This is a genomic window from Streptomyces sp. NPDC059895, assembly GCF_042731035.1.
Lineage (GTDB): Bacteria > Actinomycetota > Actinomycetes > Streptomycetales > Streptomycetaceae > Streptomyces.
Genome location: NZ_JBHWKO010000007.1, coordinates 214,610 through 228,702, shown reverse-complemented (window position 1 = coordinate 228,702; position 14,093 = coordinate 214,610). Strand labels below are relative to the sequence as shown.

At 64.8% G+C, this 14,093-nt stretch carries 7 protein-coding genes and 1 pseudogene; 3 read left to right on the top strand and 5 right to left on the bottom strand.

The features are described 5' to 3' along the window. Positions 1–14 precede the first annotated feature (14 nt). The gene (locus tag ACFV9M_RS11475) at positions 15–2,822 is read left to right on the top strand and encodes an RNaseH domain-containing protein (protein ID WP_385062687.1); all 2,808 of its coding nucleotides are present in this window, start codon (positions 15–17) and stop codon (positions 2,820–2,822) included. 463 nt (positions 2,823–3,285) lie between these two features. Here ACFV9M_RS11475 and ACFV9M_RS11470 read toward each other — a convergent pair whose 3' ends face one another. Both ACFV9M_RS11470 and ACFV9M_RS11465 read right to left on the bottom strand, forming a co-directional pair. Beyond that, positions 3,286–5,709 carry a DEAD/DEAH box helicase family protein gene (locus tag ACFV9M_RS11470; protein ID WP_385062689.1) on the bottom strand — a complete coding sequence of 808 codons (2,424 nt, stop codon included), beginning with the start codon at positions 5,707–5,709 and terminating at the stop codon, positions 3,286–3,288. Continuing rightward, the gene (locus ACFV9M_RS11465) at positions 5,706–7,298 is read right to left on the bottom strand and encodes a site-specific DNA-methyltransferase (RefSeq protein ID WP_385062691.1); all 1,593 of its coding nucleotides are present in this window, start codon (positions 7,296–7,298) and stop codon (positions 5,706–5,708) included. Before ACFV9M_RS11465 ends, ACFV9M_RS11470 begins: the two co-directional genes overlap by 4 nt. A gap of 246 nt (positions 7,299–7,544) precedes the next feature. Between ACFV9M_RS11465 and ACFV9M_RS11460 the strand changes: the two are divergent. After that, positions 7,545–8,066, top strand: a pseudogene (locus ACFV9M_RS11460) (HD domain-containing protein); the annotation flags it as partial. Between the two features lie 173 nt (positions 8,067–8,239). Here ACFV9M_RS11460 and ACFV9M_RS11455 read toward each other — a convergent pair. From ACFV9M_RS11455 to ACFV9M_RS11445, 3 genes are all read right to left on the bottom strand, one after another. Next, the gene (locus ACFV9M_RS11455) at positions 8,240–8,929 is read right to left on the bottom strand and encodes a hypothetical protein (RefSeq protein ID WP_385062692.1); all 690 of its coding nucleotides are present in this window, start codon (positions 8,927–8,929) and stop codon (positions 8,240–8,242) included. A 748-nt stretch (positions 8,930–9,677) separates the two neighbouring features. Then, the gene (locus ACFV9M_RS11450) at positions 9,678–10,799 is read right to left on the bottom strand and encodes a tetratricopeptide repeat protein (protein WP_385062894.1); all 1,122 of its coding nucleotides are present in this window, start codon (positions 10,797–10,799) and stop codon (positions 9,678–9,680) included. Then, positions 10,772–12,805 (bottom strand): NB-ARC domain-containing protein, encoded by a 2,034-nt coding sequence (locus tag ACFV9M_RS11445; protein ID WP_385062694.1) that lies wholly within the window; start codon positions 12,803–12,805, stop codon positions 10,772–10,774. The genes ACFV9M_RS11450 and ACFV9M_RS11445 overlap by 28 nt, the downstream gene beginning before the upstream one ends. A 271-nt stretch (positions 12,806–13,076) precedes the next feature. On the opposite strand from ACFV9M_RS11445, the gene ACFV9M_RS11440 reads away from it, so the two are divergent. Then, positions 13,077–14,012: a DUF5655 domain-containing protein gene (locus tag ACFV9M_RS11440; protein WP_385062696.1), complete on the top strand. Its 936-nt coding sequence runs from the start codon at positions 13,077–13,079 to the stop codon at positions 14,010–14,012. The last annotated feature ends 81 nt before the right edge of the window (positions 14,013–14,093 follow it).

Here is a 14,093-nt window from a genome sequence, read left to right as displayed (position 1 = left end):
AGAGAAGAGGACGAGTGAACGACCAGAACCTCGAGCCGGGTAAGTACCTGCACACCCTGGCCTACCGTTGCACTCCCGATCTGGTGGGGAACGCGACGGTTCATGTTCGCCGGCTGGACACGGAGACGGCCAAGCTGTGGGGCACCTTCACCGGCCAGTGCAGGAAGCGCTTCGGCAAGGAGGAGGCCCAGGCGCCGTACACGATCGCCACGACCGTGCTCCAGGTGATTACCGGCGGCTACGTGCACTTTGAGCCCAAGGGCGCGGCACCGTTTCTGGTATCTCGGCAGCCGATCGACAGCGCTCTGCTGTGTAAAGCCTTCGCCCTGACCTACGGCCTCGCCCTCGGCGAGCAGGTGGAGATGATTGATCTTCGGCAGCCGCCCGAGCTCGCGGTGCGCATCGCAAGGACTCCGGAGCGGGAAATGGCTCTGGAGGAGCACCTGGCAGGGGCCAAGGGAGCACAACCTGATGCCCCGAACTGGCTCTACAAGAGCGTGTGTTGGGGGCTGGCAGAACGTCTCGCAGCCGTTTCCTTCCAGCTCTCCAACGGCCGAGAGATCACCCTGCGTCCTGATACCACCGGCGGCCTGGTCGCGCTGGACGATCCCTGGGAGAACGAGAGCGGCGGGCGCTACGCCGTGTGCCGCACGGCAGTGCGCCTCAAGACCCTGCCGAACGTGCAACATCCCGTGCTGCTCTTGGATGCGCGCGTCTCCCGTATCTCGTCTTCGCTGATCTTCAGCTCGACAGCCCTCGCCGTCCAGCCCGGCGCGGGCCGCCCAATCCTTGAGGTCAAGCTGAACGGGCGGGGCGGAATGAAGACGATCCCGCGGCAGACCCTGCAAGCGCTCGGCCGGCTGGAAATGGACTACTCGATTCTGCAGTCCATCGCCAATCGTTCCGAACACGAGCAGAAACTTCGCGAACGGGCCAGGGCCTTCAAAGAGAAGCTCCAGTTCCCCCGCGAATATCCCGGCCAGATCTGGCCCATCCCCGCGAAGAACTACCAACACCCCATTGGTACCGGCGTCGGCATGCACCACTTGAGGATCCTGCGTGATCACGCAGACGCCGTCTTCGGTGATGACGCGCAGCGCCTGTCCATGCGCCAGTCCGCGATGACCCTGCCGCGACGCCCCACCGACCCCGAGAAGATCTCAGCCCAGGAGTACAAGCGTCGCAAGGAGGAGCGCGAGCGGATCGGTAGCAAGGTGCCCTTGCGCCCGAGGGGCAGCCTCTTCCCGTCAGCTGAGTCGCTGTGCACCTCCGTCGCCGAGGCAGGCTTCAAAAAGCTCCGCATCGCTTGCCTGTGGTACCGGGACGAGACCCGGCAGCGCATGCTGCAGACGTTCTGCCAAGCGTTCGGACTCAGCCCCGTGGGCCTGGACACCGAGGAGGGCGCCGAGCTCAACCTCTATCAGGGCCGCATCACCGCCGTCTTCCATTACGTACCGGACTTCCTACGGCCAGGCCGCAGGCGGGACCGGGCGGAAGCGCTGGGGATTGTGAGCGCCTCACTCAGGTCTCGCGATGGAGTCCTGGTCGGCGCCTGGTGCGAGACCGAATTCCCGCACGCCGACGACTTCCCCGGTATCGACGTGCGCGATCTGGACGAACTGGACGCCAAGCCGCAGACAAAGGCCATCCTGGCTCCCCTCGACGTCCCGTCGCAGTACCTGAATGGCCGCGGGAAGGAAGGTGCCATCGAGCCTGGTGGCGAAGATCACCCGGCGCAGATGGCTCTGCTCGACCTGTACCGCTCTCTCGGTATCGCCGACGAGCGAATCTCCAACGCCATTCAGGGCGCGAGTAGATTCCCGGTCGACCGGCTGGCCCATGTCGGCGTGCATGTGCGACAACAGAACCGACGCTTCGGCGAGAAGGGTGAGCCCAAAATCGTCGTTACCGCCACCACCCTGGTCCCACCGCAGTCTCCACAGGGGGCGTGGTCGCTGCTTGGCTGGAGCTCCACGAACCCGGTCTGGCGGCCGTACCGCTCGGCTCAGAATGCCTTCCACTCCCGCCCCTATCCCGAGCCCTCCGCAGAGTCGACGAGCTATCGCCAGAAATGGGACGGTGCCGCCGACATGGTCGAACGGGCCCTCAGCGACCTCATCGACGAATTGGACGGCATCCCCTACACGGTCACTGTGGACACGCAGTCTGCGCGACGCATGTGGGACGGTCTGCCGAACATTCGCCTCGGTGAGCAGCCCAAGCCGACAGGAGGTGACGGCAGCCGCAGCCGATACCGGCTCCCTGGGGCACGGCTCGGCGCGGACGCCCCAGTGGCCGTCATCCGTCTCAACACGGAAGACGAAGAAGTGCCACAGCCGGTCAGCGTCACGCACTTGGGCAAGAAGGACGGTGCCGAGCCGGTCGAGAAGGACACCTCAACACTCCTCTTCGAAGTCGCTACGGACTTCGGCACTCCAGTATGGCTGCTGTGCAACGTGCCTCGCGCCTACGATGGCAGTGGCGCCGGCCGGCTGGGATCCAAGCGAACCCGGTGGGAAGCGGAGAAATCCGTTCAGTCGGAGGACCGGTCGAAGCGCCGCAAGGGCGAGATGCCGCAAAATTTCTACGCCATGACCGCCACCGAGATTCTCCCCATCGGGGGGCCGTCTGACGAGGCGCGTGAGTCGCTAGCGGCCATGACCGCACGCCTGTGCCACCAGACCCTGTTTTGGTCCGACCGCGCCCGCTACCCGGTGCCGCTCCACGCGGCACGGCAAATGGATCTCGACCACCCGCAGTACCGGCGCGAGGCAGTTGATACGGAGCCGGGAACTGGAGACGAGGAGGGGGCCGCTGAGTAGCGGGTTTGGCGCCCTCTACAGGCGCAGGCAGAGGCGCGGCTGGCGGTCACCATCCGAATCGCCCTACCGGTGATCGGTGCGCGTGGGGTGCGCAGTTCATGAGCTCCGAATGCCCCCGGTTTGGACCGGTCTTACCAGCGCGAAAATCGCGCCTGCCACACCGCCTTGGTGTGGCAGGCGCCAGTGTGGCGAGGGCATGCAAGATCATCCCGAGTGGTGCTGGGCGGTGCCACCCAATCCCGTTTCCGCAAATCATGGAGCATCAACGGCAGCGTGATGTGGTGCCCCATTCGCCGCAGGCGGGTTACCTCCAGGCGCATTGAGGACTGGGCGGTGGTGTCGGCGCCGGGAGACGCCAAAGCAGGCAGGGCACCATTTCCCCGAACCAGAGGCGCCCCGCCTTCAACGCCCTGACGCCGGATCCACCGTGGTGCCGCCCACCCCACTCACCCAGCAAGAGTGCTCATTCCGGCTTGGCCAGCGCGATCAGAGACTCCCACGATCCCTTGGCATCCTTGATGATCTTCTCGGTCGCGAAGATGTACCGCCACGTGCCGAACTCGCCATAGTCCCGGACGAAGCGCGCCCAATCCTCAGCAGCTCGCCGCTTCTCCAGCACCTCGGGATCATTCGCTCGATCGTTGGCCTTGCCCTCCACGACCCAGTACGTTCCTTCGGCGTCAAGGACGATGAAGTCCGGGTAGTACTTCTTCCCATTGTCCCGCTCGATCCAGATGGGGCCCGGGTCGTAGTTGCGCAGCCACCACTGGACGCTGGGGCTCGCGTCGAACAGGTGCGCCAGGGCGTACTCGGTGCTGCCGGCGTCGAAGGAGGCAACCGGTTCGACCGAGTGCTCCCAGCCCTCGTACCAGAGGTCCTTACGGAAATCCGCCCACTTACTGACGACGTTAGAAGGCATGGGCGGCGGGGGCACAGTCGGGACGTCTACCGGCCGGAAGGCGTACGTGGGCTGGAGCTTACGGGTGTCGTAGGCGGACTTGACCAACTTGCCGAGGGCGGTGGCTGCCTGGGCGGCACGCAGTTCACCCCACTCGTGCTCCTGGTCTTCCGCGGTGACGCCGGCTCCCGCCAGGAACTCGCGGACAACGCGGTCGGCCGCTCGAGATTCGGCAAGCGTCTCCTCCACGTAACCGCTGTTCCAGATCCGCCCAAAGAGATCGTTGCGGAGCTCGGAGATTGAGATGAACTTCTGGGTGGCGTCAACCGATTCGGCTGCCGTCACGAACGTGCCCACCTTGCTGTCCAGGCCACGCTGGGCGTCGACCGCCTGCCGCACCAACGGAACCTTGAACTCGTGTTTGTACGCGGCGCCCTCAGACCGCGCGGCCGCGTTGTCGATGTAGCTGAAGGAGAAACGAACAGGAAGAATCTCCCGCTCACGCCTGGGGAAGCGGATCGTCGGCGCACCGGGGACCTTGGCGCGAAGCGTTGCGACGGCCTTCGTGTCACGCTTGCCTTGGGCCATGACAGCGTCAAACGACTCCACGTGCAGCAACGGAGAGCCGTCCACCAAGTCGTCACCGATGACACGCGGACGGGACGTAAAGGTCAGGATCTGCTGCTCATCGCCGCTGCTCGGCTGGTTCGCGACAGGGGTCGGCTGCGGACGGTCCTTGTCCAGGTCACCGCCGTCAGCGGGCAGAACCTGTTGCAGCAGCGCGTCCTTGTTGGCCAGCAGCTGCCGGTAGGACTCGTGAGCAACGAGGTCAACCGTGTCCACCATGGGGGTACCAACCCGCCGCCCGTAAGGCAACCGCAGCCCTCGGCCGAGGACCTGTTCCGTCAGGGTCTCCGACGCGAGAGCGCGCAGGCCGACGATGACCCCAATGTTCTTGACGTCCCAGCCTTCCTTCAGCTTGTTCACCGAGACCACGACGCGCACCGGCGAGTCGGCCTCTTCAACCTCATCCAGGGCCCGCAGTGCGGTGTCGCTCGACTGCGAGGTGATGGTGAGCACCTGTCCCTCGTCAGGAAACATGTCGTCGGCTGTCAGCCTGTTCGCGACACGCTCGGCGTCAGGGATGTCACGGCATACCACGAACAGCACAGGGTGCACGGGGGTCTTGCCCTGTGCTTCTGCCCAGGCGGTCCATGCGGCGTCCTTTATCCGCAGCAGATGGCAAGCGTCGGCAAGGATCGTGCTCTCGTCCTTTCGGCCATCCGGGCGGTAGACAATCACAGGGATCTTGACGAAGCCGTCGGCAATAGCCTCGGCGAGGGAGTACTGGAAGATCGGCTTGACACCTGGTGCAGGTGTTGCGGTGAGTCCGACGACTGCCCGCGCGCCCAGGTCCTCAATGGCCTGGTTGAACGACTTGGCCCTTGAGCTGTAGACGTGGTGCTCGTCCGCGATGACGACGAGGTCCTCTACCTGCTGAAGGTGCTGGTAGAGACCCGTGCCGATGAACTCGTCTCGGGCCCGGACTCGCCTGGACGTCTTGTCGCTGGGCCGGATCAACTGCTGCACGTTGAAGACGAACAACTTCGTGACCGTGTCGTCGTGCAGGGCGTCGCCCACCTGTCCTCGGGAGAAGTTGTCCGAGGTGATCACCAACGGCTCGACGTCACTACCGTTCACGAACTTCGCATGCCCAGGAGTGAAGTTGGCGACCGTCTTGTCTTGGATCGTCGTGCCGGGCGTCACGACCAGGATGTTCCGAACCCCCTGCGCGGCCAAGTAGTCTACCAGGCCGGCAAGGATGTACGTCTTACCAACGCCCGTCGCCAGGTCGCACACCACTTCGCGGCCGTCCCCGCCCGCGATCGCTTCGGCAACCGCACGAACGGCCGACGCATTGGGTGCCCGAAGGTCCAACCTCGCCGCGATGTCGTCCACGAGCGCGGCGTCGTAGTCAATCCAGGTCATCGCACTGCCTTCCCGCGACGCACCAGGTCACGAGGCGCCTTAAGCACCTTGGACCCCCGGCTCAGCTCCGCAACGAGACTCTCAGCTTCGGGCGTGACGCCCCTGCCGACGATCACTGCTCGTTCTCCCTCATCCAAATGCCCAAGAACGCCTCGGGCAACGACCTCGTCCACGACGCCGTCGACCACGGCCAGCCGAGCACGTCCCTTCGTGCCGCAGAACGGCCCACCGTCCACGCTTTCGTACATAAAGCCCAACTGGGCTGCGACGACGGCAGCAAAGTCTTCACCCTTGACCCAATCCGCGAGGAAGACTCGGCCATCGACAATCTCGAACGCAGACGGCGATGCCCTGAGGCTCCTGAAGCCACCTCCGCCTTCCCAACCCACGGTCTTCGTGATGCCCCCCGGGTCGTCGCCAGCGACGACCTTCTCCAAACGGGGACGGGTGAAGGTCTCAGCCGTCTCTTCAAGGATCTCGGCAGTAACCCAACGGCGTTCCATCTTGTGCGCTACGGCAGCGGTGGTGCCCGAGCCGGCGAACACATCGACGACAACGTCGCCTGGGTCAGTGGCGATCTGGATCACGCGCTTCAAGAGAGCCTCAGGCTTCGGGGTCGAGAAGATCCGCGACCGGTCGAAGAGCTTAGTCACCTCAGCCTTCGCCTGGCGGTTGTCGCCGACCTCGTCGTGCGTCCAGAAGGTGGTCGGCACGAGACCACCCAGTTCCGACTGGAACCGCTTTCGGAACGGGAAGGTGCGCCCCGTCTTCCCCCACCAGAGCCGGTTGTCCTCACGCAGTGCGTCAAATGTCTCCCTTGAGCACGACCACCAACGGTTACCTCGCGGGGAAAACACATCACCGTGTGGACCGACCACCTCATAGCGGCCGTCCTCGTAGGCGTGGGAGGCCGTCAGGTCCGACCTGCGCCAAGGGCCACGAGGGTCGTTGTCCGGGTTCCAGAACTCCTGGTCGCTCAGCTCCGTGCGATCGATCTTGTTGAACACAAGATCGCTCTTGGAGCGGGCGTAGACGAGAAGGTAGTCATGCACCGAGGAGAGATGCTGGGCCGAGTTGTTGCGAGCGTGGATCTTCTGCCAGACGACAGTCCCGACAAAGTTGCCACGTCCAAAGACTTCGTCCATGAGAACACGGCAGTACGCCATCTCGGCATCGTCCAGATGCACCCAGACCGATCCGCCAGGGGCAAGAAGGTCACGAATAAGCACAAGTCGGTCACGCATCATCGTGAGCCAGACAGAATGCTCGAGCGCGTCGTCGTAGTGCTGGAAAGCCTGACCTGTGTTGAACGGCGGATCGATATAGACGAGCTTCACCTTGCCGCGGTAGTGATCACCGTACTCTGGGTCACGAACCAGGGAGTGCAGGGCGTCATAGCTGTCGCCGTGAATGAGAAGGTTGTCCGCCGCCGTGCCGGTGACATCGCCGGCCTTGCCGGTTTCCTGCAGTAGCCGGACTTCGGTGCTCCGCGGGTCTTGCCGTGAAACCCACTCGTATCCGCCGTCCGCCGTGTTCCGCAGGGCCTCGTCCCTGCCGACCCACGACAGGGTCAGGCGCCCACTCGTCACCCGCAACCACTCCCATGCACCTCGATCGGTCCGCGATTCAGGCGCAGACCACAACACTCACTGCAAAGGTACCGGCCACCGCCGACAGCGAGGGAGCGGTTGCGCGTCGCCGATGCTGCGGCACCACAACTCGGCGCTATCCGGCACCGGCGGTGTGTGGCACATCACCTTCCCAGGGCTTCGGCGCTTCGCTTCCCGTAACCAGCGAGGGCTTGAGCGCGACGCTCTTCGGGCGAAGAGCACGGCATGGGTGATCAGATCGACGAGTGGGCGAACCAGTTGGCGGAAGCCGAGCTCAGCGGCCCGCTGCCCCAGCGGTGGGCGCATACTCAAGGGGTGTCCGAACGCGCGGTTGCGGTGCGTCAGGTTCTCGGCACTGATGCCAGCCTGCTCATCCTGCCGCCACTCTTCACGATGTCAGGTACGCACCACGGCTGGCCGTGACAGGGTTCCATCCACTGGACGGGCGCGGTTTCTCCGCGCCGAGCGTGGCGCCGACGAGCGGCTCGCGCGGCTGGTGGCCAACCACTCGTTCGCGCTACTGGAAGCCGAGGAACGAGGGCTGCGGGAGGTGCTGGCGAGCGAGTTCCCTTGCTGGAGGAGCTGCTGCTGGTGGAAGCGCTCGTGTACTGCGACATGACGACCACGATCGATGGAGGCCGGACCACCGCTGAGGAGGAGATCCGTGGTCGTTATAGGGATGACTGCGTGGTCGGGCGGTTCATCCGTCGGGCGGCGCCAAGGATCTTCGCCGCCGTGGGGCGGGTGTCCAGGTCGGCCGGCTCGACGTCTCTGCCAGTCTCGCCGCGGCAGAGGAGAAGATCACCCAACTCGTCGCACGGCAAGAACGCAGGAACTCTCCAGCCTTCATGGGAATCCCCACGTCTGATCAGATTGCCGCCCGCTTCATCAACACTGGTGAATCGCGAGATCGGCCGTGATTACTTGCGGATTTGCTCGACGAACAGGCGCGCATATCGACCCCAATCAATTCGAGCTGTCTTGATTCTTTCCATGGCTCGCCCCGAAGGCATTTCGTCTTCCATGCGGGCCCAGGAGATAAGAAGGAGGGCGAGTGTCGTTGCCGCCCGCGAATCTCCCCCTTCCATGACCTCCCAGATTTCCTTTCCCATGGGATGTCGGAGATTCAACTCGATCTGACACACCCCGGGCAGGAGGGAGATGTTGAACATCTCTGGACCATTCCAGCCCGCCGCGACTATACGAGTGTGAAGTGAATTCTTCTCACTCGTTGATGCATCCAGCAGCATCTGCCACTTCACCTGCCCCGCATCGAACGTTGGTGGACTTTCCTGCTCGGACTCAGGTTCCACCGGCCTGCTGGCCTCAGTTTTCTGGATCGGCTTTGCTGGGGAGAGTGGAGGAGACTCAGGCTCAGGAGCCTCCCCATGGTGGTCTCCCGCGAGAGAGTGGATTAACTCCCACAGTGATCGGAAGCGATCGAGCTCGGACAGTGCTGTCTCGCGTCTTGCGAGGGTGAGCAACGCGTCCACCAATGCTTCCACTTTGAGCCAGCGTGGCACGCGGCGACCCGTCAGAATATTGGCGACGGTCTGGTGGGACATAGAGTCCCTAGCGAATTCCGATCGGTTGATCACCTTGCTGATCACCCGAGTGCTTGGAAATCCGGCTAGTCGATAGAGATCGTGCAGAGCTGTCAGTAGATTACGGTGAGGTCCCGGAGGAACCTCCGATTCGGATGGCAGTGCAATCAGGCCCAACCTCACTCCTATCACGTCCCCCCTGGCCGCATTCACTGATCGCTTTTAAGGAAGTGCTCGACGACTGCCTTGGCCGCGCCCCCGACAGCAGCCGATACCAATGCCAGGACGACTCGGAGTCCGGTTCGCTTCATTTCTTCGCTTTTGTGCATCTATAGAAGCCGCCGGCTCTTGCTCCGAGTTCGGCTCCGGGTTCCTCTTCTGAGAGGTGCTCATGAACTAATGCTGAGATCACCCTGGCACCCGTCAGACACTCGTGAACGCTGGTTGACAGAACTTTACGCAGCTGACCAGGACGGGACATGACGGTCACCGCTTAGTTCAGAGAATCCGCAACGGCGACACTTGCGGTCTGCGCCGTCACCGGCAACCGGGGGCTTACGTTCTTCCCGTACCAGCGTGCGTCCAGGCCGGGCTCGCCCTGCCTCGCCTACTCGTCCCGTGGGCCCTGATCCGTGGCCGACGGTGCTATCGAGTCGCACCTCTAGTGACTACGTAGAGTAACTAAGGCCGCTTGGCAACAGGATCAAGGAGGCCCTCTGCCTTCTCTTCGATGCCGGCGATGAGGAGAGGCGGCGCGACACCCCGCGATCTATCTGGCGTCGGGGAGGTTACCGCCGACACACGCTGAGAGTAGTCATCTGCCGTCGACAGACTTCCGCATAGTGGCCAGGAGCTCCGTCGCCCGCTTGGTCAGCGCCTCGTCGTGCATCTCACCGAGCAGCGCGACCGCCGCCGTGCCGAGTGAAATGGCTTCCTCTGGGGCCGTCACCCGGAGGGCCGACGCGAGTAGGAAGCGCGCGTGCCCCTCCCGGTGGCGGTCCCGGGCCGCTTGGAGGAGCGGGATCGCCTTGCGGAGCGCTTCAGCGGCGCGATCCGGCAGCTCCAGTGCGGAATATGCCAGGCTCAGGTTCATCAGCGCTTTGGCCTTGCCGTGGGCGGCACCGACCTCTTCGAGTAGGTTGCTCGCTCTCATCAGCGTCCGGGCGGCCTCGCGCGGCGAACCATCCTGCAGTTGGCTGACCCCGAGGTTCGTCAGCGCGATGCCCTCAGCGCGCTTGTCCCCGAGGTCACGACAAAGGGCGATAGCCTCTCCAAGGACGTCCAACCCATCACCGAGTTCACCTGCACGTAGCGCCGTACTGAGATTAGTCAGAGCCATGACGACACCGTGCTGATCACCGGCCCGACGGAAAGCGTCCCGCGCGGCAGCATGCGCGGTCGCAGCCTCACCGGCCCGCTCCAGTGCCCTAAGAGCTAGGCCGAGACAGTTCTGGGTGACCGCCTCACCGTGCCAGTCGCCAATGAGGCGGCAGATCTCGATGTCTCGCCGGAACACGCCAACTGCTTCCTCGTGACGTCCCAACTCGTCCAAAGAGCGTCCGAGATTGCTGAGGGCGGCACCTTCGCCGCGGCAATTTCCTGCCTTGCTCTGGAGGACAACGGCACTCTGCAGCACGAGCACGGCCTGCTCGATCTCGCGCATCTCGTGTAGAGTGTGACCGAGGTTGGTCAATGTCTCCGCTTCACCCAAAAGATGTCTCTCTGCCCTGTACACACGAAGGGCTTCCTCGTGTGCGGCCACTGCTTCGGGGTACCGGGCTAGCCCTCTGAGAGCGCATCCCCGTGCGTCGAGGAATACGGCACGGAATTCGGCCGGGGCCTCTTCGGTACAATACTCCAGGGCTTTGTCGTAGACAGCCGTCAACTCGGCGAAACCCTGCCGCAGTTTCAGGTATTCGCCGATACATCCCGCCATCTCCACAGTGACGTAGATGTCGCGCTTACGAAGCGGGGTTTTCGTGATGCCGCGACGAGGTTTGCCCGTTCTTCATCCAGCCAGGAGAGCGCGGCGCTGCGGTCGCCGAACCGGGGTGCCGAATCCCGACCTGGGATGAGGTGACTTTGTGCCTCCGCCAGGCGGTCCGCGTAGTGGCGGAGCAGCCGGTCCAAAGCGGCTGACCGATCGTCGTCGGTCTGCTCCGTCCGGCCGGTTTCGAGCGCGTAGAGCCGGATGAGGTCGTGCATGCGCCACCGGCCGTAGGTGGCCATGGTCTGCACCAGGTGACCGCGTCCAAGGGCCTCCAAGAGTTCCTCTGCCGTATCCGAGTCGATATCACAGAGCTGTGCTGCGGACTCGGTAGAGACATCGGGGCCAGGGTTCAACGCGAAGAGCCGGAAGAGCCGTGCCTGGGCTGGTGGCAAGTGCTGGTAGGACAGTTCAAAGGCGACTCGTACTGCGAGATTCCCACGACTCAGCCGACGCAGGCGGCGATGCTCGTCGTCCAGAGCCTGGACCATCGAGGACAGCGGCCGGGTCGGCTGGTCCGCCAGGAGTGCGGCGACAATCCGCAGCGCCAATGGGAGGTTCCCACACTGCCGGGCGATGGCTTCTGCCATGTCTGGGGCATCGTCAACCCGTGTGTCCCCCTCCCCCCGGCTCGCTCGCAGGACAACGCGGAGCAGGTCGATGGAGTCCACAGAATCGAGGACGGTCAGGTCGTGCAGTCGGGCGTCCAGGTCGGACAGCGTGTGTCGGGAGGTGATCAGCACGGGGATGCGCGGGTCATCCGGGAGCAGGGGGCGAGCCTGTTCCGCGTCCATGATGTCGTCGAGGACGATGAGGGTGCGCTGGCCCTGGTCGGCTCGACTGCGCAGCGTCGATCGGTACATTCGCTCGCGATCCTCGATGCCCACAGGGATGTGCTCGTGGTCGATGCCCAACCCCTGGAGCAGGGAGGCGAGTGCCGCGTCAGGGCTCTGCCGGCGCGCGGAGTCGTATCCGTAGAGCTCGACGGCAAGGACACCGGCGAACCATCCGTCTCGGCCATGGGCGCGATGGGCTACCTGCCTCACCAGCTCGGTCTTTCCGACGCCGGGCAGTCCGGCTACGACGTGGACCGACGGCCCCGCGCCGATGGCTTCCGGGTCCAGTGCCGAGAGCAGCCCGGTTACGGCGGCCTCCCGGCCAGTGAACATGCTGGACGGGGCAGACAGTCCCGAGAGGAAGGGGGTGGTGGTCCGACGAACGTCATGGACGGGGGCGGGCCGGATCGCCCCACCCGCCGACGGTGCCACAGCGGCGCCTTCCGATGGGATCGCGCACCGCAGCCCGTATTGCGAGAGTCGGGCCGTCAAGGCCTCCGCATCGAGCCGCGTGCCCAGGGAATTGAGGAGGAGGTCGCCCAAGGCGAGGGCCGCCAGGCGACCGGGTGCCCCAGCCAGTGCCTGTTCCGCAAGCGCCGCATTGAGGTCGACCACGTCGCGCTCATCGTGCCACTCCACCCACAGGGCCCGGAGCATGCGCCATGCCGATTCAGGAGTGCCGTAGATCCCGGGGGCCGCGAGTTCGTCGAAGGGGGCACGAAGTTCGTCCGTCAGCCAGTCACGGACGAAGGTGGGGGCGTCGTCGGAGCGACGGGCGCGATCGCCGAGTTCCTGAAGCGGCCGGGCTGGCACCAATGAGACGAAGTGGAAGTCGTGGCCTGCCTCCGCGTGGGTTCGCAGGTGGCGCCAGACTCCCTTTGCCTCCAGGGACGCGACATTCCAGCCGTTGGCATTGCGGTTTTGCCGCTTGACCTGGTGCACCGCGGTGCGACCGCCGTGACAGTAGGCGAACTCGGTCCCTTCCCCCAGGATTCCGTTCGGTTCGAGCGTGAGTGAATCACCCTGCCCGAGCAAAACGTACAAGGCGTGCCTGATCGTCCAGGCGCCCTCGTAGCGGTTACCGAATTTGTCCGTCTCGCCGCCCGGCCTCGGCGCCATCAGTTCCCCATGCCTCGCCCGTCAGACAACTCCGCAACGCAGTCCCGTTTTTGGTCCCGCGCCGGGTCACCCTATCGGTCGGTGACGACACTCCTCTGCCCGTCGACTGCGTGCCTGCCATCCGCCGGCCCGTCGTGAGGACACGTCTACCGACTCGGTCGCTGGTCGCCTGATCCACTCATTAAGAGTCCAGACAGCTCCACTGCTGGGGAATACCTTCGTGGCCTTTTCTGATTGCTCCCTTTGTACTGATCGCGGGAGGGGGATGCTGGTGGCTGATCTGATGTTGTTCCGGCAGAACGCCGATGGCCAGGACGTCGAGCTTCTGGGGTCAACGGTGGCGCTGGAGGTAGAGCTGCAACGGCGGGTGGAGGCCGGCCTGGAGGCGATGCTCGGCATCCGGTTCCTGGCATCGGAGTATCCGACGGGGCCGTGGCACCGGGGGCGGATCGACACCCTGGGGCTGGATGAGAACGGCAGCCCGGTGGTGATCGAGTTGAAGAAGGGTTCCGACAGCGGGGTCCTGTCGCAGGCCGTCTCGTATCTGTCCTGGCTACGCTCGGCGCAGCACGAGTTCGAGGCGCTGGTCCGGAAGGTGCTGGGCACGGAGGCCGCCGAATCGATCGACTGGCGGCGACCGCGGATGGTCTGCATCGCGGCCGGCTTCTCCCACCACGACCTCGTGGCTGTGCAGTGGCTGCCCGAACGGATCGACCTGGTGCGCTACCGGGTGTTCGAGGGCGGCCTGCTGGCCCTGACCCTCGTCGACTCCTCGCCCCGCTCACCGAACGCCGCTTCGTCCCGGCGGAATCGGGGGCGGGACACGGTGGTCGACAGCGCGCCGGCGGTACCGGCGGCTCCTTCGCCGACGGGTGCCGGCCTCGTTCCCGAGTGCCTGCGGGACCTGTACGGGGAGCTGGACGAGGCACTCACGGCATGGGGCGAGGTCGAAGTCGCGACCCTGCGGCACTACATCGCCTACCGGCGGCTGGTGAACGTGGCATCGGTGCTCTTCCGTCCGAAGCACGAGACGATCCTGGTCTACCTCAGACTCAACCCGGACTCGGTTGCGCTGGAGGAGGGCTTCAGCCGGGACATGCGCGGCATCGGACACCTGGGGACCGGGGATCTGGAGGTGCGGCTCGGCTCGGCGGCCGACCTGGAGAAGGCGGCGCCGTTGATCCGGCGGGCGTTCGAGGCGGCCTGATGCGACGAGGAGGGCGGCTGGCGCATCGGTTACTCGATGCTCCAGCCGCCCTTCGGCGTCTGCGTCCCGCCGGCCCCGGGT

Bases quoted from the DNA above. Each gene is read 5' to 3' on its own strand.
- ACFV9M_RS11470 (WP_385062689.1), bottom strand. From the start codon at position 5,709: ATGACCTGGATTGACTACGACGCCGCGCTCGTGGACGACATCGCGGCG.
- ACFV9M_RS11450 (WP_385062894.1), bottom strand. From the start codon at position 10,799: ATGGCGGGATGTATCGGCGAATACCTGAAACTGCGGCAGGGTTTCGCC.
- ACFV9M_RS11445 (WP_385062694.1), bottom strand. From the start codon at position 12,805: ATGGCGCCGAGGCCGGGCGGCGAGACGGACAAATTCGGTAACCGCTAC.